Source organism: Streptococcus sp. 22.1, from assembly GCF_016648645.1.
In the GTDB taxonomy this organism is placed as follows: Bacteria; Bacillota; Bacilli; order Lactobacillales; family Streptococcaceae; genus Streptococcus.
The window spans coordinates 36,028-55,192 of sequence record NZ_JACLQK010000015.1; the positions used below are offsets into that span (position 1 = coordinate 36,028).

Annotated in this window: 18 protein-coding genes and 1 pseudogene; 4 read left to right on the top strand and 15 right to left on the bottom strand. The window is 39.8% G+C overall.

The window, feature by feature from the left end; translation table 11 throughout:
• Nucleotides 1-50: 50 nt before the first annotated feature.
• The 7 genes from H7U04_RS07950 to queG all read right to left on the bottom strand — a co-directional run bounded on the left by H7U04_RS07950 (nt 51) and on the right by queG (nt 7,066).
• Entirely contained in the window at nt 51-1,280 is a 1,230-nt protein-coding gene (locus H7U04_RS07950) for a tetratricopeptide repeat protein (protein ID WP_110981214.1), read from the bottom strand.
• Entirely contained in the window at nt 1,270-2,448 is a 1,179-nt protein-coding gene (locus tag H7U04_RS07955; protein WP_073686303.1) for an AI-2E family transporter, read from the bottom strand. Before H7U04_RS07955 ends, H7U04_RS07950 begins: the two co-directional genes overlap by 11 nt.
• Nucleotides 2,449-2,457: 9 nt before the next feature.
• Nucleotides 2,458-2,940, bottom strand: coding sequence for an NUDIX hydrolase (locus H7U04_RS07960; RefSeq protein ID WP_037601370.1), 483 nt, complete (start codon nt 2,938-2,940; stop codon nt 2,458-2,460).
• Between the two features lie 154 nt (nt 2,941-3,094).
• Entirely contained in the window at nt 3,095-4,024 is a 930-nt protein-coding gene (ftsX, locus tag H7U04_RS07965) for a permease-like cell division protein FtsX (RefSeq protein WP_003092823.1), read from the bottom strand.
• Nucleotides 4,017-4,709, bottom strand: a complete 693-nt coding sequence (gene ftsE, locus H7U04_RS07970) for a cell division ATP-binding protein FtsE (protein ID WP_049545099.1) — start codon at nt 4,707-4,709, stop codon at nt 4,017-4,019. Before ftsE ends, ftsX begins: the two co-directional genes overlap by 8 nt.
• Before the next feature lie 87 nt (nt 4,710-4,796).
• A protein-coding gene (prfB, locus tag H7U04_RS07975) for a peptide chain release factor 2 (protein ID WP_096833329.1) occupies nt 4,797-5,895 on the bottom strand; the annotation gives its coding sequence in 2 pieces (ribosomal slippage) (nt 4,797-5,822 and nt 5,824-5,895; 1,098 coding nt in all).
• Between the two features lie 52 nt (nt 5,896-5,947).
• Entirely contained in the window at nt 5,948-7,066 is a 1,119-nt protein-coding gene (gene queG / locus H7U04_RS07980) for a tRNA epoxyqueuosine(34) reductase QueG (RefSeq protein WP_049554308.1), read from the bottom strand.
• A 93-nt stretch (nt 7,067-7,159) separates the two neighbouring features.
• Between queG and H7U04_RS07985 the strand changes: the two genes are divergently transcribed.
• Nucleotides 7,160-8,017: a metallophosphoesterase gene (locus tag H7U04_RS07985; protein WP_049554309.1), complete on the top strand. Its 858-nt coding sequence runs from the start codon at nt 7,160-7,162 to the stop codon at nt 8,015-8,017.
• Nucleotides 8,018-8,040: 23 nt separating this feature from the next.
• Here H7U04_RS07985 and H7U04_RS07990 read toward each other — a convergent pair whose 3' ends face one another.
• The 4 genes from H7U04_RS07990 to H7U04_RS08005 form a co-directional block, all read right to left on the bottom strand.
• Entirely contained in the window at nt 8,041-8,787 is a 747-nt protein-coding gene (locus H7U04_RS07990) for an NADPH-dependent oxidoreductase (protein WP_049554310.1), read from the bottom strand.
• Nucleotides 8,788-8,896: 109 nt separating this feature from the next.
• Nucleotides 8,897-11,581 (bottom strand): cation-translocating P-type ATPase, encoded by a 2,685-nt coding sequence (locus tag H7U04_RS07995; protein ID WP_049554311.1) that lies wholly within the window; start codon nt 11,579-11,581, stop codon nt 8,897-8,899.
• A gap of 265 nt (nt 11,582-11,846) precedes the next feature.
• A complete protein-coding gene (locus H7U04_RS08000; protein ID WP_049554312.1) occupies nt 11,847-12,233 on the bottom strand; it encodes a DUF1934 domain-containing protein in 387 nt (128 codons plus the stop codon).
• Between the two features lie 81 nt (nt 12,234-12,314).
• On the bottom strand, nt 12,315-13,181 hold the full coding sequence (locus tag H7U04_RS08005) for a GNAT family N-acetyltransferase (protein ID WP_201059627.1): 867 nt from the start codon (nt 13,179-13,181) through the stop codon (nt 12,315-12,317).
• A gap of 177 nt (nt 13,182-13,358) precedes the next feature.
• Between H7U04_RS08005 and yidA the strand changes: the two genes are divergently transcribed.
• Nucleotides 13,359-14,168: a sugar-phosphatase gene (gene yidA, locus H7U04_RS08010; RefSeq protein WP_002890845.1), complete on the top strand. Its 810-nt coding sequence runs from the start codon at nt 13,359-13,361 to the stop codon at nt 14,166-14,168.
• A gap of 1 nt (nt 14,169) precedes the next feature.
• Complete coding sequence (locus H7U04_RS08015) at nt 14,170-15,384, top strand: aminoacyltransferase (protein WP_201059629.1); 1,215 nt, start codon at nt 14,170-14,172, stop codon at nt 15,382-15,384.
• A 51-nt stretch (nt 15,385-15,435) separates the two neighbouring features.
• On the opposite strand, the gene H7U04_RS08020 is transcribed toward H7U04_RS08015, so the two are convergent.
• From H7U04_RS08020 to yycF, 4 genes are read right to left on the bottom strand one after another with little or no spacing between them, the layout of a single operon-like run.
• Complete coding sequence (locus H7U04_RS08020) at nt 15,436-15,795, bottom strand: YbaN family protein (protein WP_201059631.1); 360 nt, start codon at nt 15,793-15,795, stop codon at nt 15,436-15,438.
• Between the two features lie 58 nt (nt 15,796-15,853).
• Nucleotides 15,854-16,666: an MBL fold metallo-hydrolase gene (locus tag H7U04_RS08025; protein WP_155124204.1), complete on the bottom strand. Its 813-nt coding sequence runs from the start codon at nt 16,664-16,666 to the stop codon at nt 15,854-15,856.
• A gap of 5 nt (nt 16,667-16,671) precedes the next feature.
• Nucleotides 16,672-18,012 carry a cell wall metabolism sensor histidine kinase VicK gene (gene vicK / locus H7U04_RS08030; RefSeq protein WP_201059633.1) on the bottom strand — a complete coding sequence of 447 codons (1,341 nt, stop codon included), beginning with the start codon at nt 18,010-18,012 and terminating at the stop codon, nt 16,672-16,674.
• Nucleotides 18,005-18,712 (bottom strand): response regulator YycF, encoded by a 708-nt coding sequence (yycF, locus tag H7U04_RS08035; RefSeq protein WP_002884978.1) that lies wholly within the window; start codon nt 18,710-18,712, stop codon nt 18,005-18,007. The genes vicK and yycF overlap by 8 nt, the downstream gene beginning before the upstream one ends.
• Before the next feature lie 284 nt (nt 18,713-18,996).
• On the opposite strand from yycF, the pseudogene H7U04_RS08040 reads away from it, so the two are divergent.
• Nucleotides 18,997-19,095 (top strand): annotated as a pseudogene (locus H7U04_RS08040) (amino acid ABC transporter ATP-binding protein); the annotation flags it as partial.
• Between the last annotated feature and the right edge of the window lie 70 nt (nt 19,096-19,165).

Below are 19,165 nucleotides of genomic sequence, written 5' to 3' on the forward strand. Positions count from 1 at the left end.
TCAATGTATCTCTCCCTCTCTTAAAACCAATGATTAAAACGTTTCACAGCTTAATAGTCCTCAAAAAATGTTTGCATATTGACATCATCTGGAACTAAAGCAAGGTATTTTTCAGCCGTTGCACGCGCCTGATCCCTGTAACCAAATTCACGCAAAATATATGCATAATCATGGAGGAATTCAGGATTTTCAGATAAATCTTTAGCCAAATCTTGATAGATTTGAAAAGCTTCTTCTTCATCATCAAGTGCTTGGTAGGCCTTGGCAATGTTCCAACGAGCCAAAACAGAATCAACTTCATAATCGGCTAAAGCCACTAGATCCTCGTAACGTTCTTCTTCCAAATAGAGCGTACTTAAACGCAAGATAATCTCATCTTGGTCCTCAGCCAATGGCAAAGCTTGCTTCAAATAAGATTCAGCAGATTGAGTGTCATGCAACTCGTAGGATAACTGTGACGCTAGCAAAAGTAATTGAACATCAAAGGCATTTTTAGAAATCCCTTGTTGTGCCATTCGTAAAGCTTCTTCGGTTTTATGTTCTGCATGTAACGACAAGGCGTAAATATACTCATAACCTTCGAAGTCAGCAGACATGGTTTCTATCTGCTTAAAGTAAAAATTAGCTTTTTGATACTCTTCTTGATCATAGAGCAAAGTGGCTAACTCAAAAGCAACGGTATCATCGTACTCAATTTCAATAGCTTTTTCCAAAAATTCACGAGCAGCTTCAAACTTTCCAAGACTGGCATAAGCCTTACCAATGCGTTCATAAGTAGAAACGCCAGTCATCGCAAGAAGGTCACGATTATCTAATTTAGCATAGTAATGAATAGCTTGTTCAAAATTTCCAAGTTCAAACTCCATCTCAGCCAAACCAAAAATAATCAATGAGTCATCTGATAATTGACTTGCCTCCAACAACTTATCACGTGCCACATCAGTTAAGCCCTCCATTTGGTAGAGGTCAGCCTTTACAATTAAAGCAGACAAATAGTCGTCAGAGTCTTCAGGTATGGCATCCAAATAGAGAAAAGCCTCTTCAATATCACCATCTTCGGCAGCAATTTGTGCTAGATTGACATTAACCTCTGGAAAATCAAAGCGAACTTTTTCGTAAATTTCCTGTGCCTGTGGTAAGAAACCAATAGATTCTAAATATTGGCCCAACTCAACAAGAACCTCTGCAGGGTCCTCTCGTAAAGCTTTTTTAAAATATTTGTCCGCGTGGTCTAAATCTTGGTTTCCAATAGAGGCAACCATTTTTTCACTATTTAACATCGTCTTTTTGTCCTTCATTTTCTAAATCATCTTGATAAAGATTACTTACAGAACGGTACCAATCAAAAATCTCTCTAACAACAACCTTGACAGAGGCATAAATTGGAATCCCCAATAAGACGCCCCAAACACCGTAAAGAGAACCTGCTGTCAAGAGAATGAACATAATGGTAATCGGGTGAATACTTAGTTTATTCCCCAAAACGAGTGGAGAAACAAAACGTCCCTCAATAGTTTGCTCAATGAAGAAAATGATGAGGACCTTAATCAACATAGCGGGTCCTTGCACCAGTCCCATGATTATAACTGGTACCATAGCAAGAAAGCTTCCCAGATAAGGAACCATGTTTAGAAAACCTGCCATAATACCGAAAGTCATACCATATCGAAGACCTACAATCTTAAACATAATACAGAACATGATGGCAACAACAATAGCGACTGTAACCTGGCCTTGGACATACCCTTCGAGCTGACTATTAATATCTGAAAGCATACGAACAGTTGTTTCACGAAAGCGAGTTGGTAAGGCTGAGACAAAGCTATGTTTCATCTTTTGGCTATCCCTTAAAAGGTAGAAGAGAATGAAAGGTGCCAAAATGATAGCTACTGTCACCCTTGCTACTGTGCTCGCAAAAGATCCAACCCATGTCAAAGCCGATGAAGAGAAGTTCTCAGCATAATTGACCATTCTCGCTGAGAAATCACTAAGCATGGACTCTAAATCACCATGGAAGTTAGAAAGAATAGGGAGATTAATCCAACGTTCCGTTTCACTATTGGCACGTGCAATATATGATGGTGCATTTCGTATCAAGATCAAAATTTGATTTTGTAAGCTTGGAATGGCTGTTGAAATCCCCCAAACCAAGAGCAAGCCAAGGATAGCGTAGATGACCAAGATAGACATGGTTCGACTCAATCCCGTTCTTTCTACAAGTAGTACCAAAGGTTTTATTAAATAATAAAGGAGCATGGAAATAACCAATGGCAACATAATAATGGTCATAAACTGGATGACGGGTGAAAAAATGGGACTAATCTTGGTAAAAATCAAAACCGTCAAACCAATCAAAAGTAAGATGAAAAAGGCTACGACAGCCTGATTATTCAATATCCACTTAAAAAACCATGTTTCTGAAAAATTTTCTGTTTTTTTACGCTTCATAGTTCCTCCCTATTTATCATAAAATGTTACAGTTTTATCTACCAAGTTCTGGTTACGATCGTAGCTAAATTTTGCAGAGAAGAATGGTCTATCTTCAAGGATCCACTTAAAAATCTCATAGTCACCTTCCCAAGTTGGTTTAGATAAGACCTCATCATATGGTACCCATTCAAGCGTTCCTTCACGAGACTCCTCATCTGAGATGAGTTCTCCTTCAAAACCAGTTACCTTAAAGACATAAGTGTACCAATCATGACCGGGGGTAAATTCTGGAAAGGTAATCATACCTTTAAAATCCATATCAGTCACTGTAAAATGTGTTTCCTCGAGAATTTCACGGCGAGCACATTCATCTGGAGTCTCTCCAGCTTCTAGTTTTCCCCCGACAGAAATCCACTTTCCTTCATGAACATCATTAGGCTTTTTATTACGATGTAGGAGCAAAAGCTCCTTTCCATTGTCAATATAACAAATGGTAGCTAACTTTGTCATAATGCATCTCTTTTCCAATGTTTTTTAAATATTATACCAAATATGGGATTGGATTTGGGCTTTGAGCAGACGATTTTGAGATATAGTTGAAAATCTGCTTTTCTGAATCTCCGGACAAACAAAAAGAGAACCAAAATAGTTCTCCTTTAATCTCTTAGTATTTCAAATAACGGCGCATTGCCATACGTGACCCAATCGAACCGATAATAATACCGACTGCGAAGAGGGTTCCGATAACCGCATAGACAAACCACTCTGGATCATACATCGAAATACCACCTTTGACAAAATCTGGATTCAAAGATGAGTAAACCATGTGATACAAAAGATAAATGAGCCCAGAAGGAATGATGGCACCAAGTGCTCCAATCCAAGCACCTTCCATCAAGTAGGGACGACGAATGTATGAATTCTTAGCACCTACCAAACGCATGATTTGAATTTCAGTCGCACGTGACATAATGGTAATACGGATGGTATTTGAAATCAATAGGACAGCCACAATAGTTAAGAGTGCTGTGGCAATGATTCCCCAAAATTGAACACGTTTCATAGTGGACATCAGAATTTCAGTATCTGAGCCACCAAAGTTAGCATTATCAACACCCTGAATGGCTTTTGCTTCCTTGGCAACTCGACTGACATCATCTGGTGATTTCGTTTGGACGATGTAAACATCAGATAGTGGGTTAGCATCTCCAGTAGCTGTCTCGAAACTTGAACCCATTGTTTCAATCAGTTGTTTCTTTTGCTCTTCTTTACTAGAGAAAGTAACCTTATCTACACCTTTGATTTTGGTCAAAGCATCATAAATCTTATGGTAGTCTTTATTAGCAACAATCTGTCCAGAAAGTTCCTTGACTGTTTTCGAGGCATCTGATGAATCTGGATCCAAGTAGACATTGACCTGAATATTCTTTTCAATATCTGAAGCCAATTTCTGCGTATTTAAAATAACAGAGCCAAAGACACCTAAAAGTGAAAGAACAATCATTACCGAAAATACTGCCGTAAGTGTCGACAATAGATTACGTTTGAGATTCTTAATCGATTCTCCTAAATGGCGGAAAAAGCGTCTAATCATGGTAACCGTACTCTCCTTCCTCTTCATCACGAACAATACGTCCTTCTTCAATCGCAACGACACGATGACGAAGGTTATTAACGATAGTTGAGTTATGGGTTGCCATTAAAATGGTAGTCCCTTGCAAGTTAATACGTTCAAGGACTTGCATAATTTCCCATGAAATCTCTGGGTCCAAGTTCCCTGTTGGTTCATCCGCAATCAACACTTTTGGATTATTGACGATAGCACGTGCAATAGCGACACGCTGTTGCTCACCACCAGACAATTGATTTGGGAATGAACGCATCTTGTGTTTAAGACCAACCAACTCGAGTACTTCTGCCACTCGTTTCTTGATATGACGAGGTTTCTCACCAATAACTTCCATGGCATAAGCAACATTTTCAAAAGCTGTTTTCTTTGGAAGAAGTTTATAATCCTGGAAAACAACTCCAATGGAACGTCTCAAGAGTGGAACATCTTTCTTACGAAGTCGGGTTAAATCGAACTCTCCAACCTTCATAGAACCACTCGTTAATTTTTCTTCTTGGTAGAACAAGCGAATTAAACTTGATTTACCAGCACCAGAAGGGCCGACTAAGTAAACAAACTCCCCAGAGTTAACAGACAAATCAATGTGTCTAAGGGCTGTTGTTGACTTATCATACTTCTTAGTAACATCTTTTAATTCAATAAGAGCCATAATGTCAGTATTCAACTACTAAAGTAGCCGAACGTCTTCCTTTCATTGAGATAAAGTATCTAAATACTTAAAAATAGTATATCGTTACTATTCTTCCATACGCCACTTGAGGTAGGCATCGATGAAGCCTTCAATATCTCCATCCATTACCTTATCAACCTGGGCAACTTCATAGCCTGTACGGTGATCTTTAACCATGGTATATGGCGTGAAAACGTATGAGCGAATTTGGCTTCCCCAAGTGATTTCTTTCTTATCACCTTTCAAAGCATTCACTTCTTCTGCTTTCTTTTCTTGCTCCATTTGATAGAGCTTAGCTTGAAGCATCTTCATCGCACGGTCACGGTTCCCGTATTGTGTACGGTCAACCGTTGAAGCTACAACAATACCTGTTGGAATGTGGGTCAAACGCACACCTGTAGAAACCTTGTTGACGTTCTGACCACCAGCACCACCTGAGCGGAATGTATCCATCTTGATATCATCGTCACGAATCTCTACTTCAATGGTATCATCCAATTCAGGCATGACTTCCACTGATGTAAAAGAGGTATGACGACGTTTGGCAGAGTCAAATGGTGAAATACGAACCAAACGGTGGACACCCATTTCTGACTTGAGGAAACCATAAGCATTAGGTCCTTCAAAAGCAAGGGTTACAGATTTGATTCCAGCCTCATCACCCGCCTGATAATCCAAAGTTTCGACCTTGAAACCTTTGGCATTTCCATAACGTTGGTACATACGGAGCAACATATCAGCCCAGTCTTGAGCTTCTGTCCCACCAGAGCCTGGGTGAATTTCCAGGATCGCATTGTTATGGTCATAAGGTTCAGACAAGAGCAATGTCATCTCGTAACTTGTCATAATCTTATCAAGTTTTTCGAGTGTTTCTTCAAGCTCTTCTTGAACACTATCATCTTCTTCCAACATTTCTAAATAAAGCTCTGTCTCGTCAGAGAGTTCTTGCATATTGTTGAAAGTTTCGTATTTCATTTTTAGCTCATTTAACTCTTGTGAGGTCTTTTGAGCTGCAATATTATCATTCCAAAAATCTGGCTCAGTCATTCGGTTTTCGAGGAGTGCAATGTCCTCTTCCAAACGATCTAAGTCAAAGAGACCTCCCGAAGCTCACGAGCTTCTCTTGATTTTCAGAGATTTTTTGGCGAATTTCTGCCACTTCCATGGATAGGTTTCCTCCATTTTATAGTATTATGCTTAATTCTAGCATAAATCACTTAAATTTGCCATTTTGCACACACAAGCTCCCACTCTGCTTGGGATTCTTCATCCTTAGGTGACAGTTCCCTCATGTAATCTAACATAGCCTCATCGGGTTTCTTAACAATCTCACCGAGAGCCCAAATGGCAGTCGCCGTATGGATGGGATTATTATTCTTATCAATTATCTCCATCAGTTTGACAATAGCATTGCGATCATGTAGGTTAGCCAAGGCAATAATAGCATTACGTTGAAGAATATTCTTCCCGCGCCATGAACCGGCAATCATCCCAAATTTCTCCTTGAAGGATTTGTTGGTCAGCTCAAGAAAAGGAAGTAATTCGGGCATGGCAAGCTCAGGATCAATGTCCGAAGCCAGTGGATTATCGATACCTCTGTTATATGGACAGGAAATCTGACAAATGTCACAACCATAGATAACAGTCTTTATCTTCTTTCGAAACTCCATATCCATCATGCCTTTATCCTGTGTCTGAAAGGATAGACAACGACGAGCATTCATAGTACCATCGCCAATGAGACATGATGTCGGACAGGCATCCAAACAACGACGGCAATCCCCACAACCATAATCAACTTCTTGGTCTGGTTCAATCTCTAGATTAGTGATAAGCTCGCCAAGATACATGTAGGACCCGTATTCTTTCGAAATAACTAGTCCATTCTTTCCGATAAAGCCAATACCAGCTCGCTTGGCCACTGCTGTATCGACCAGAGCTCCAGTGTCCACCATACCTTTATATTCGAAGTTTTCCGTCAGTTTTTCAATGCCTTCTGCCAGGCGTTTTAGTTTGTCCTGCAAAACATAGTGATAATCTAGACCCCATGAATTTGGAGTGATTTTGCCACGCTTATATTCTGTTTTTTGGGGTTGTTGTGGCAGCTTATGCGGATAGGCAACTGCAATGGAAATGATGGTTTTAGCTGATTCCAAGGTCAACTTAGGATAAATACGCTCTTCAATATTTTTATGTTCAAAACCTGTTGTTCGCCCTTCTTCGACACCAAGTCGAAGGGATTTTTCCAGATAGGCGAAGTCATCGGCGGTAGTAAAACCAATTTTTGAAATGCCAATCTCCTTGGCCATCTTTTGTATTTCTAATTTGATATCCATATTCTTATCATAATGAAATTGTAGTCTAAGGGCAAGTATTTTCCACCATCTTCATTTACAGACAAGCCTTAACCTTTTTGTTACAATGTTTCTATGACGAGACTTGCAGTAATGAGTGATTTACATATTGATATAAATCACTTTGAAACATATGAAATTGATACTCTTATAAATTGCCTAAAAAATCAAGAGGTTAGCCATCTCCATATCGCTGGTGATATTTCTAACCATTATTTTATCGACACAAAACCCTTTCTACGAAAACTGTCTAAGGAGATCAAGGTCACCTATAATTTTGGCAATCATGATATGCTTGATTTAGAAGATGACCTTATTGATAATCTTGATTTTCAGGTGATAAATTTAGGTAGTAAGACATTATTGGCTTTTCATGGCTGGTATGATTATTCCTATTCAGATGAAACGTTAGATAAGGTTCTTAAACGTAAGAAACAACTTTGGTTCGACCGACGACTTAAACGATTGGGGACTGATCCGGATATCTGTCAAACTAGTCTTAAAAGGCTAGATAATGTCTTAAGTGAGTTAGACACTAGTAACCTTATAGTTGCCATGCATTTTGTTCCTCACAGCCGCTTTACCATGACGCATCAACGTTTTGCACCTTTTAATGCCTACTTAGGCTCGGAAAAATTCCACCAGATTTTCGCCAAGCATGGCGTTAAAGATGTTGTTTTTGGTCATGCCCACCGCAGTTATGGGACGGTAACTATTGATGGCGTAACCTATCACTCGCGTCCTCTTGGATACCGACGAGAATGGGATTTAACCATCGACTTTGTTTCCAATCACCCTGAACTCAATCCTACTGGAACATGGAACCTCTCCAAACGTTACAACCTAGTCAAGAAACGATCAGAGTTTTTAGAATATGAAAAAAAGGAACTGGCAAATGAGTTCCTTTCATCCATGACACTATTTGATTTGTAGAACGACTCTTTAGGAGTCGTTTTTTAGTCGGTGAAAAATCCCTGCTTTTGAAGGTCCTTCAAGGTATTCGCACGATTGGCAACGGATTGATCCATTGTCTTTGCAATCTGTGTTGTAAATTCATCAACTCTTTTATTGAGATCACGAAGGTCATAATACTCATGAACTTCAGCGTCGTAATCTTTTAGCTCCTCTAAAGGATGTTCTAAGTCTCGATAATAATTTTCCATATGGATTACGTGACGGGGTAAACGAGGTTTAAGCTGCGGTTCTTGATCTGGCCAACCAACTGCTAATCCTACTGCTGGATAGACATACTTTGGCAGTTTGAGAAGCTCTGAAAGTTTAGCGTTATCATTCAAGATACTGCCAAGGTAAACTGTTCCCATACCTAAACTCTCAGCAGCTACTACCATATTTTGAGCCGCTATCATAGCATCCGAGAAGGCCGAGATAAAGCGTTCAGGACTACCTTGGACCAAGGCTTCAGCGCCTTTTGCCTCTGCAATCAGTGTGTTACGTCTTTGGTCCACAACAAATACAAATAGATGCCCAGCATTTGGAATATAAGGCTGGTTGGCAATCTCTGCAATTTCTTTCTTCAATGTTTCATCAGTAATACTGATAATCGAATAGGACTGTCTAAAATTACTCGTTGCTGTATGTCTTGCAACATCAACCAAAAGGTTAACTTCTTCTCGTGTCAAAGCTAGAGGTTTAAATTGACGGATGCTACGGTGATTGAGTTGTGTCTTAATAGTCTCGTTCATGGCCTTCTCCTTAACTTGTGATCATTTCTCTTCAATTATAAACAAGACTCCTCCTGAATTCAAGATGTGATAAGAAAAAGCCAGAGACCATTATCTCTGACTTTATGTCTTAAATAGCGTCCTTATCCTTACCAAGGGCTCGTTGAATAGCTTTGACTAATTCAACCAATACCACAATCAAGAAAGAACCTACAATAACTGCAAGCCATTGTGTCAGACTAAGGTGTGACACATGGAAGAGGTTATTAAATCCAGGCACTCCAATAGTTGCCATCAAAAGAACGAAGGCTACTGGAATTGCCCAGTTGAAAGTCTTGTTTCTAAAGAGACCAACTTTAAAGACTGATTGATACACAGATTTAACGTTAAAGGCATGGAGCAACTGGATTAATCCAAGTGTGGCAAAGGCCATTGTAAGGGCATCCGCATGAATTTCTGCTTGCGTATGGTGCTCTGGGAAGGTAAGGCCCCAACCATATACTGCAAGAACAAGGATAGTTTGGAAGACACCTTGATACATAATCGCTCCGAAGACACCACCATCAAAGAAGTTTGATTGGCGACCACGAGGTTTGTGAGTCATAATACCTGGTTCAGCTGGTTCAACACCAAGAGCAATGGCTGGAAGGGTATCAGTGACTAGGTTAATCCAGAGAAGGTGTACTGGTTGAAGCACATCCCAACCAAACAGTGTGGCAAAGAAGATAATGAAAACTTCGGCCATGTTGGCTGACAAGAGGTATTGGATTGATTTTTGAATATTTGAGAAGACCTTACGTCCTTCTTCTACGGCAACGATAATTGTCGCAAAGTTATCATCGGCAAGAACCATATCTGAAGCTCCCTTAGAAACCTCTGTACCTGTAATTCCCATACCGATACCAATATCAGCTGTTTTAAGTGATGGCGCATCATTAACCCCATCACCTGTCATAGCAACAACCTTGCCATCATTTTGCCAAGCCTTGACGATACGAACCTTGTGTTCAGGAGACACACGCGCATAGACAGAGTACTGTTTGAAGACTTTTTGGAATTCTTCATCAGAAAGCTCATTAAGCTCAGCTCCAGTAAAGACATGATCTTCCGTATCATTTGGATCAATGATACCAAGACGCTTAGCGATTGCTTCTGCTGTATCTTGGTGGTCACCAGTAATCATGATTGGACGGATCCCCGCTTCTTTAGCGACACGGACAGCCTCTGCTGCTTCTGGACGTTCTGGGTCAATCATACCTACCAAACCTGAGAAAATCAAATCAGACTCAACAACTGCAGATTCCAAGGTAGGAATTTCGTTGCTTGTCTTATAAGCCATCATCAAGACACGAAGGGCTTGTTTTGCCAAGTCCTTATTAGTCGCAAGGATAGCTTGTTTGTCTTCATCTGTGATAGGACGGACCTCACCATTGATTTCAATTCGAGTCACACGTTTGAGCAATTGGTCAGGCGCACCTTTAACAGCTACAAAGTATGTACCATCCGCTTCTTTGTGGATAGTAGACATGAGCTTACGGTCAGAGTCAAATGGCAACTCTGCCACACGAGGCTCCGATTTCAAGACGTCACGCACATCAAAATTGTGGTCCAAACCAAATTGAACAAGGGCTGTTTCGGTTGGATCACCGATTAGTTTACCATCTGGGTCTACCTTAGTATCATTAGCAAAGTTCATAATACGAAGGGTTGTATTGTCAGCACCAAGTTCCGTAGAAGCGTTTTGCAATTGACCGTTTGTATAGACTTTTTCAACAGTCATTTGGTTCATGGTTAAGGTACCAGTCTTATCAGATGCGATAATTTCAGTTGAACCAAGGGTTTCAACAGCCGGCAATTTACGAACAATCGAATTGCGTTTAGCAAGGGTCGTTGTCCCAAGTGACAAGAGGATGGTTACAATAGCAGGCAAACCTTCAGGAATGGCAGCAACGGCTAGAGCAACGGCAACCATCAAGCCTTCAAGGGGCTGTTCGCCACGAATGAAGACACTAACCAAGAATGTCACTAAGGCAATAGCAATAATAAGATAAGTCAAAGTCTTAGACAATTGCTCCAAGCTTTGCTTCAACGGCGTTTGTGATTCATCCGCATTAGCTAGCATATCAGCAATCTTACCAACTTCAGTATACATACCAGTATTGGTAACCACTCCAGTACCACGACCGTAAGTAACGTTTGAGTTTTGGTAACCCATATTCACACGGTCACCAATTCCGGCTTCTGCTTCAACCGTCTCAGTAATATCCTTTTCAACTGGAACAGATTCACCTGTAAGGGCAGCTTCTTCAATCTTAAGTGAGGCAGCTTCGAGCAAACGCATATCAGCTGGAACAACATCACCAGCTTCAAGCAAGACGATATCTCCAGGAACCAATTCGCGTGAATCAATTTCAACGACATGGCCATCACGACGCACACGAGCCAGAGGGCTTGACATGTTTTTAAGAGCTTCAATAGCCGCTTCTGCTTGTCCTTCTTGATAAACACCAAAGGCTGCATTCAAAACAACAACGGCTAAAATAATGCAGGCATCGGTCAGACCATGCATACCTTCTGTAATAACAGAAAGGGCGGCTGCGACAAGCAAGATGATAATCATCAAATCTTTAAACTGATCGATGAATTTTGACAAAAGGCTGCGTTTTTCACCTTCATCCAGCTCGTTATAGCCATAGGCATCCAATCGTTCCTTGGCTTGTGCAGTAGACAAACCATCAATGGAAGTGTCCAAGCTTTTTAGGACTTCTTCCTCTCCTTGTGTATAAAACAAGGCTTTACTTTGTTCTTTCGACAAAATAATCTCCTCCTTCTCTATAGGGAAAAATGGCTAACAAGACTCTTTTTATATAAAAAATTATACAAAAAGAGACTTGTTTAATTAAAAACAAGTCTCGCTGTTTAAGAATATGCCGGAAATGTGAAATTTCGTAATGACGACATAATCGCAACTGTTAATCAAATCTCATGATTACAGTCGCCTGCTACTCCCTTGATTATACCCTTACATTTTAACATAATTCATCATTATTTCAAGCAAAATGATTCTATTTTTTCAAAAATTAAAACCAAGAAACCTCTAATTCATAATCAGCAAAAACGTCTTCTGTTTCTGGATGTTTCAATTGATAATGAATATCAACTGTTTGGCCATTCGGGTCATGGGCGAATAGACTAGTATCTGTCAGAAAATGCTGGGTACCAAGTGGTGTCGGTATGTGGACCAAGGCAGGGACCTTAGCCGAAAAACGCATGATGGATTTAGGATTAGAAAAGCGTGTCATCACTAGCTCATCCTGATTCAACTTAATAACCACTTTTTCTTTCTCGGAATTATGATGAACAAGATAGGTATAATCTCCTTTTTCCATAACCTCACAAGCGTGGATTTCTTCGATAATTTCCGTTTGGTCGCCTACTTTAATTTTGTTTTTGATTTTAATTTCCATTGATACTCCATTCTGTTCTAAAACTACTTTTTACTTAAAACGATAGCAACTCTAACCTCAAAGAGAGTTTCAACATTGCGTTTACCCTTTCTGCTTCAAGTAAACCACCTGGGTTTGATTGACAAAGCCAATCTTTTCATACAAGCGTTTGGCACCTACATTGCTATCTTCCACTGCGATTTGGAAGGACTTGTCATTTTGCGCAATAAGTTGGTTGACGACTGATTTTGCCAGATAGCTTCCATAGCCTTGGCCACGATAGGCTTCTGCTACGGCAAGTCCATAAAGGTAGTTGTTATTCCCAGATAAATCGACCGTACAAACTCCAATCACTTGACCTTCTTTGAGTAGGATGTAAAGCAGGCTATCGGAATCCTCCAAGGCCTCTGTAATGTATCTGCGACTTACTTCAAGTGTTTCCTCTGCATCAGAAAAGGCTTGGTGGTGGAGTTGGGCAATTTCATCTAGGTAAGAAGGTTCAGCTAAGAGCACCTTGACATCTGAACGGGAATCCAGAGCATATGGTGTTCTATCTCGCCCTAGCCAGGTTTCCGTCTCTTCACCCTCAACCAAACCCCAATGACTTGCCAAATCAGGATGATAATCGAGAAAAACACGCTCCGTCTGAAAGGTCACTGAGCGAATAGGGTAATATGCCATTTCTTTTTCAAAGCTTCTATACATCGCACGCGCAATACCCTCACGACGATGACTAGGGGCCACTAGAATGCTCACTTCAACGTCTTCATCATCCGCATAGACCGTTAATAAGCCAAGCAACTCTCCCTCTTGGAAATAGAGGAAAAAGGCCGGCATATTGGGATTAAAATTAAGCATATTGGAGAGATAGGGTTCTCGAAAGGTTTGGTCATGGGCTTGGCAGATTGCAATCAATGCTTTTGCTGCCTTCCGTGCTTGCTCCGTCAATTGGTTGGTTACTCGAATCACTTTATCTCTCCTTTATTTGTCTGACCTTATTTTACCAATTAAAAAGCATTTGGGCAATTCTTACCTAATCCACTTCTTCAAAGAGATAATAACACTTTTCTCAGGAAGAACTATGACAAAGCGCCTAAATTTTAGTAAAATAGAAGGGAAACTAACTAAACGAAACAGGTAATTATTATGTCTATTAAACTTATTGCTGTTGATATTGATGGAACGCTTTTAAATAGCCAACGTCAAGTTACACCGGAAGTCTTTCAAGCGATTCAAGATGCTAAAGCTGCTGGTGTAAAGGTTGTTATTGCGACTGGTCGCCCTATTCCAGGAGTGCTTCCACTTCTTGAAGAGCTTAACCTCAACCAAGACGGAGACTATGTTATTACTTTTAATGGTGGTCTTGTCCAAGAAACTTCTACTGGTAATGAATTGATTCGTGAGACACTTTCATACGAAGACTACCTTGACATTGAGGTTTTGGCTAACAAACTTGGTGTTCATTCTCACGCCATTACTAAAGATGGTATCTACACAAGTAATCGCAACATTGGACGCTATACAGTTCATGAGTCTACACTTGTCCATATGCCGATTTATTATCGTACACCTGAGGAGGTAGCTGACAAGGAATTTGTTAAGGCCATGTATATCGATGAGCCTGAAATTCTTGATGCAGCCATTGCCAAACTTCCACAGGAATTTTATGACCGCTTTACCATTGTAAAATCAACACCATTTTATCTAGAAATTCTCAAGAAAACAGCCAACAAAGGGATTGCTGTAACCCATCTTGCTGAGAAACTCGGTCTTTCTAAAGAAGAAACAATGGCTATCGGTGATGAAGAAAATGACCGTGCTATGCTTGAAGTCGTTGGCTCTCCTGTTGTTATGGAAAATGGTAATCCAGAAATGAAGAAAATTGCGAAACACATCACAAAATCAAATGATGAATCTGGTGTCGCTTACGCTATTAGAAAGTGGGTTCTAGAATAATATGTATACCTATAAAACTGGACTCAGTACTTCTGAGCATGACCGCTTTGTTATAGATAGTCCTCAAACGAATTTATTACAGAGTAGTTCATGGGCTAAAATCAAGGATAGTTGGGGAAATGACCGCCTAGGTTTCTATCAAGATGGTAATCTCGTTGCTGTCGCTAGTGTCCTTATTCAGCCACTCCCTCTTGGCTTTTCTATGATTTATATCCCTCGTGGACCTATTATGGACTATCAAGATAAAGAGTTGCTCGCCTTTGTTATGGCTTCGCTTAAAAAATATGCCAAAACAAAGCGTGCCCTCTTTGTGAAATTTGACCCAAGTCTCTTTGTGACAAAAAACTTGATCTCACAAGAAGCTGAAATCCGTGAAGAGACTATGGCAATTGCCAAGTCCATCCAAGCTCTTGGCGTTGAATGGACAGGCCTCACTGAAGATATGGCTGAAAATATCCAACCTCGCTTCCAGGCTAATATCCATAAGGAAGATTTCACTGAGGAACAACTCTCTAAGAGTACCAAGCAGGCTGTTCGTACTGCTCGAAACAAGGGAATTTCAGTCCAATTTGGTGGCACTGAGCTTCTTGAACAATTTGCATCTTTGATGAAGAAGACAGAGGCCCGTAAAAACATCCACCTTCGTGGAATCGATTATTATGAAAAGTTGTTGACTACTTACCCAGAGTCTTCTTACATTACACTCTCAACACTAGATTTACCAGCCCGTCTCAAAGACCTCAATAAGCAACTCGAAAAGAACATTGCTGATGCAGCCAAGTTTACTGAAAAAACTAAACCAGGAAAAATCGAGAACAATAAACAAGAACATAAAAGACTAAAAGAAGAAATTGACTTCCTTCAAGAAAAGGTTGATGCTGGAAATAAGACGGTCCCACTCTCAGGTACACTCGTTCTTGAATTTGGCAAGACATCTGAGAATATCTATGCAGGAATGGATGAAGACTACCGCCGTTATCAACCGGCTATCCTGACATGGTATGAGACAGCTAATCACGCTTTCGAGCGTGGTGCCGAGTGGCAAAACATGGGAGGAATTGAAAATTCGCTTGATGGTGGCTTGTACAATTTCAAGTCAAAATTTAACCCACGCATTGAACAATTTATTGGGGAATTTAACCTTCCAGTTAGCCCTCTTTACGGACTAGCCAATTTTGCCTATAAATTCCGTAAGAAATTACGTAGCAAACATTAATAATATATAAAATGAGACTCCATCTTGGAAGTCTCATTTTTTGATGATATCTTAGTCTTTATCAGGAATAACCTTAAATAAATAATAGGTGATGAAGACTGTCAAGCAAAAAAGTCCGATTTTCACCCAAAGGATAGGTGCAAAAAAGATTGAAATTCCCATCAAAACATAGATTTGGACGATAATCTTTTTCTTTCGTTCTTTGGCAATTGATTTGGTTTCTCTAAAATCGGCTACATAACTTTGATATAGCTTAGTATGATATAACCATTTCTCAAAACGTTTGGAACTTCTAGCAAAGCAAGCAATGGCTAAAAGTAGAAAAGGTGTTGTGGGTAAGATAGGGAGGGGAATCCCAAGAATTCCCAAACCGAGCGAGACAAACCCTAACGAGAGATAAATTACTTTCATAAATACATTCCTTTTAAAAAGCTGCACTAAACGTATTAGTGCAGCTCTTCTGCTATTTTTAAATGTCTGTCAGTGGAGTCGCTGTGTCTGGTGAGGTATCATAAACTTTAAAGTCAGTTCCAACACCAAAGTCAGCACGTGCCAACTGATTTTCCATCGTCATGTGGGCCAACTCCTTGATATTATTTTCTTTGGAAAGGTGACCCAAGTAGATCTTTTTAGTTTTATTACCGATGGTACGAATCATAGCATCCGCTCCATCTTCATTACACAAGTGACCTTGATCAGAGAGGATACGTTGCTTGGTTGACCAAGGATATGAACCTGCTCTAAGGATTTCAACATCATGATTGGACTCAATCAGATAGCCGTCGGCATTCTCAATAATACCTGCCATACGATCAGAAACATAACCCGTATCCGTCAACATGACGAAACTCTTTCCATCTTTCATAAAGCGATAGAACTGTGGATCAATAGCATCGTGACTAACTCCAAAAGACTCAATATCAATGTCTCCAAAGGTCAGAAGCTTATCACGAGAAAAAACATGTTTCTGGCTATTATCAATCTTGCCAAGCATATTTTTACTATCCATAATCTGCCAGGTTTTCTCGTTGGCGTAGATATCCATGCCATATTTACGAGCTAAAACGCCTACACCATGGATGTGATCCTTGTGTTCATGCGTTACTAAGATTGCATCCAAATCACTCGGGTCACGATCAATCTCAGCTAGCAAACTTGTGATTTTCTTACAAGACAAACCAGCATCTACAAGAATCTTCTTCTCTGGAGTTTCCAAGTAAAAGGAATTACCAGTTGACCCTGAAGCCAAAATACTATATTTAAACCCTAAATCTGAGGTCATTTTTACTACATCTCCCATTCATCAACCATCATGGCATCCTTGTCATATGGAAGCACAATTGTAAAAGTTGAACCCTTACCATACTCACTTTTAGCCCAAATAAAGCCCTTATGTTGTTTAATAATTTCTTTTGCAATGGACAAGCCTAGACCAGTTCCACCTTGGGCACGACTTCTGGCCTTATCAACACGGTAAAAACGGTCGAAAATCAAAGGCAAATCTTTCTTAGGAATACCCAAACCTTGGTCAGAAATAGAAACAATCAACTGTGAGTCAGTTGTCTTCATAGACACTGTAATCTTACCACCATCAGGCGAATACTTGATGGCATTGTTAAGAATATTATCCACGACCTGGGTCATCTTATCTGTATCAATCTCTACCCAAATTGAGTTTACTGGGTAATCTCGAATGATTTCGTAAGTTTTACCTGTATTGGTTTCTTGACTTTTAATCTGATCAAAACGATTCAAGATATAAGTCATGAAGGCCGTGAAATTGGTCATCTCAACGTCAAGTTGGATACTCTTATTGTCAATACGTGACAGTGCCAAGAGGTCAGAAATCATTCGCATCATACGATTGGTCTCATCCAAAGAAACTTTGATAAAGTTAGGAGCAATCTCTTCGTCGAGAGCACCATCATCAAGTGCCTCCAGATAGGATTTTACAGAAGTCAAAGGTGTACGCAACTCATGACTAACGTTTGAGACGAAGAGTCGACGTTCACGCTCTTCTTTTTCTTGCTCAGTGGCATCGTGAAGAACGGCAACCAGACCTGAGATAAAACCTGATTCTTTACGAATAAGGGCAAAATTAACACGTAAGGTCACAAACTCATCATTGGCATCTCGACGTGACAAATGAATTTCAGGAGTCTTAGAGAGCAATTCACTATAAGTATAGGGATTTTCGCCATCTAATAAATCTAAAATGGACATCTGTGTCGCTGTTTCATAATCTAGATTCAACAAACGCTGAGCTGTGCTATTAATCATGGTAATTTGACCACGACGATTTGTCGCAATAACCCCATCACTCATGTAAGAAAGGACTGATGATAAGCGGTTTTTTTCCTGGGCTAGATTTTCATGCGTCAAACGAAAGACATCCGATAAATCATTCAAGCTGTCAGCTAGCTCTAAAAGCTCTGGATCACCCTTTAAGCGTAACTCCTCGTTATAGTTACCTGCCATTAAGGACTTGACCCTCTTGGTCAACTTTCGAATATTTTTGACTCGTCGATAATCACGATAAGCCAGAAAAATAAAGTAGAAAGCCACAAAGAGGAGCGTAAAGAGTAAGGCTAGTTCAAAGCTTGTGATGTTTAAGCCAATACTAGTCATAATTCTTCATATAATAACCAACACCACGACGCGTCAAAATATATTCAGGACGACTAGGTGTATCTTCAATTTTTTCACGGAGACGACGAATGGTTACGTCAACCGTACGAACATCACCAAAATAGTCATAACCCCAAACAGTTTCAAGTAAATGCTCACGCGTCATCACTTGTCCCATGTGAGTTGCCAGATGGAAAAGCAACTCAAATTCACGGTGTGTGAGCTCGACTTCATTTCCACGTTTTTTAGCAACAAACGCATCTGGAACAATAATCAACTCACCAATTGAAATCTCCTGCTTACCAGAGTTAGAGCTTTCTTCTGCTGCTGTTTCAATAGTCTCTGTACGACGCAAGTGAGCTTTGATACGTGCCAACAATTCACGATTAGAAAATGGTTTCGTCACATAGTCATCTGCCCCAATTTCTAGCCCGATAACCTTATCAAACTCGCTATCCTTAGCGGAAAGCATGATAATTGGTGTGTGACTTGTCTTTCGAATTTCCTTAGCAACTTCTAAGCCATCTAGTTCAGGCAACATCAAGTCCAGGATGACCAAGTCTGGTTTTTCAGCTTCAAACTGCTCTAAAGCTTCACGACCATCAAAAGCCGTAACCACTTCATAACCCTCTTTAGTCAGATTAAACTTGATGATATCCGAGATTGGTCTTTCATCATCAACTACTAGAATTTTTTTCATATAAACACCTCATCGGTTTTCTTAAGTCATTCAATTTGTAAAGTAGAAAACTTTACGTATCAAACATATTATACCAAAAAATAGGTTAAGGACCAAGTTTCTACTATAGATATTGAGCTGATATACAAGCTTTCCTTCTTTTTTGAGATACCTTTGCTATGTGTAATCGGTTAAAAGGCGAACATTATGATTGAATTTTCAAACATTTTTGACATTTTCCTATATCTATAGTAAAATACACTCTTGTTGTTACATATATTAATGTAAAATTTTAGGAGGCTCTTATGGCACTTATTGAATTTAAAAATGTCAATAAATATTACGGAGATTATCATGCACTTCGTGATATCAATCTAGAAATTGAAAAAGGACAAGTTGTTCTGACCCCAAAAAGTTAGACAAATAATTTAAGCAAAGGATTTAGTTCTGTATTGTACAGGACTGAGTCCTTTT